General features: G+C 73.0%; 1 protein-coding gene. It reads left to right on the top strand.

Features of this window, described 5'->3' with window-relative positions; genetic code table 11:
* Positions 1 to 2,314, top strand: a 2,314-nt coding sequence (locus tag ROTAS13_RS23155; RefSeq protein WP_139323520.1) for an NAD-glutamate dehydrogenase domain-containing protein, incomplete at both ends; no start/stop codon positions are given.

Raw genomic sequence — 2,314 nt, forward strand, 5'->3', positions numbered from 1 at the left:
CTTCAACCGGCTGGTGCTGCGCGCCGGGCTGGACTGGCGGGAATGCTGGCTGCTGCGGGCGATGTTCCGCTGGCTGAAGCAGGTGGGCTTCGCCTTCAGCCAGGAGGCGGTGACCGGCGCGCTGGCGGCGCAGCCGGAGGCGGCGCGGCTGCTGGTGGACCTGTTCAACGCCCGCTTCGATCCCGCGCGGCCGCGCGACGAGGCGGCCGAGGCGGCGCTCGCGCGGCGCTGGGACGCGCTGCTGGAGGCGAATGCGGACCCGGACGCGGACCGCATCTTCACCCGGCTGCGGCGCCTGCTGGATGCGGTGCTGCGCACCAACTACTTCCAGGAACGCGACCGCCTGGTGCTGAAGATCGACAGCGCCGCGGCGGGCGAGATGCCGCTGCCGCGGCCCTGGCGCGAGATCTTCGTGCATGCCGCGGCGATGGAGGGCTGCCACCTGCGCGCCGGCCCCGTGGCGCGCGGCGGCATCCGCTGGAGCGACCGGCGCGAGGATTTCCGCACCGAGATCCTGGGCCTGATGAAGGCGCAGCGGCTGAAGAACGTGGTGATCGTGCCGACCGGCGCGAAGGGCGGCTTCGTGCTCAAGGGCGCGGTGCCCACCGACCGCGAGGGCTTCATGGCGGCGGGGCAGGCGGCCTATCGCCAGCTCGTGCGCGGCATGCTCGACGTCACCGACAACTACGGCGCCGATGGCGCGGTGGTGGTACCGGACCGGGTGGTGCGGCGGGACGGCGACGATCCCTATATCGTCGCCGCCGCCGACAAGGGCACGGCCACCTTCTCCGACATCGCCAACGGCATCTCGGCGGAATACGGCTTCTGGCTCGGCGATGCCTTCGCCTCGGGCGGCTCGCAGGGATACGACCACAAGGCGATGGGCATCACCGCCAAGGGCGCCTGGGTGATGATCGCCCGGCATTTCCGCGAGATGGGGCACGACATCCAGGCCGAGCCCTTCACCGTGGCCGGCGTCGGCGACATGAGCGGCGACGTCTTCGGCAACGGGCTGCTGGTGTCGCGCAAGACGCGGCTGGTGGCGGCCTTCGACCACCGCCACATCTTCCTCGACCCTGACCCCGACCTGGAGGCGTCCTACGACGAGCGCGAGCGGCTGTTCCGCCTGCCGCGTTCCTCCTGGGCGGATTACGAGGCGCGGCGGATCAGCGAGGGCGGCGGCGTCTTCCCGCGCAACGCCAAGTTTCTGCCGCTGAGCCCGCAGGCGCAGAAGCTGCTGGGCATCGCGAAGGACCGTGCCGAGCCGGCCGAGGTGATGAAGGCGATCCTGACGCTGGACGTGGACCTGCTCTATTTCGGCGGCATCGGCACCTATGTGAAAGGCTCCGGCGAGACCCAGGCGGAGGCGGGCGACCGCGCCAACGACGCGCTGCGCGTCAACGGCAACCAGCTGCGCGCCCGCGTGCTGGGGGAGGGCGCCAATCTCGGCATCACCCAGGCAGGGCGGATCGAGGCGGCGCGCGCCCATGGGGATAGACCCGGCGTGCGGCTGAACACCGACGCGCTGGACAATTCCGCCGGCGTCAGCACCTCCGACCACGAGGTGAACATCAAGATCCTGCTGGCCGACGCGACCGCCTCCGGCGCGCTGACCATGCAGGGGCGCGACGCGCTGCTGGCGGAGATGACCGACGAGCTGGCGGGGCAGGTGCTGGCCGACAATGTCGAGCAGTCGCTCGCCGTCAGCCTGGAGGAAGCGGCGGGTGCCGATGCGCTGCCGGCGCATGCGCTGCTGATGACGCGGCTGGAATCCGCCGGGCTGCTGGACCGCGCCGTGGCGGGCCTGCCGGATGCGGCGGCGATGGCAGCGCGGATCGCCGCCGGGGATGCGCTGACGCGGCCGGAGATCGCGGCGCTGCTGCCGGTGGCCAAGCTCTGGCTGACGGATGCCATCGAGGCCAGCGAGCTGCCGGACGACCCGGCGCTGCGGCCGCTGCTGGTGGAATATTTCCCGACGCCGCTGCGCCGGCGCTTCTCCGCCGAGGCGCAGCGGCACCGGCTGCGGCGCGAGCTGATCGCGACGGTGCTGGGCAACCTGGTCGCCAACCGGATCGGCCCGGCGGGGCTGGCGCGGCTGACGGCGGAATCCGACCCGGCCACCGCGGCGCGGGCGGCCTGGCTGGCGGGCGCGCTGTTCCGCATCGACGCGGCGGCGGATGCCATCGACCGTTCCGCCGCCCCTTGGCCGCGGCGGCGCGACGCGCTGCTGGCGCTGCGAACCCTGCAGGAGACGGCGGCGCGCGGGCTGCTCACCGGCCGCGAGATGCGCCGGCCGCTGGACGAGGCGCTGGAC

This window comes from Roseomonas sp. TAS13 (assembly GCF_001950415.1).
Lineage (GTDB): Bacteria > Pseudomonadota > Alphaproteobacteria > Acetobacterales > Acetobacteraceae > Roseomonas > Roseomonas mucosa.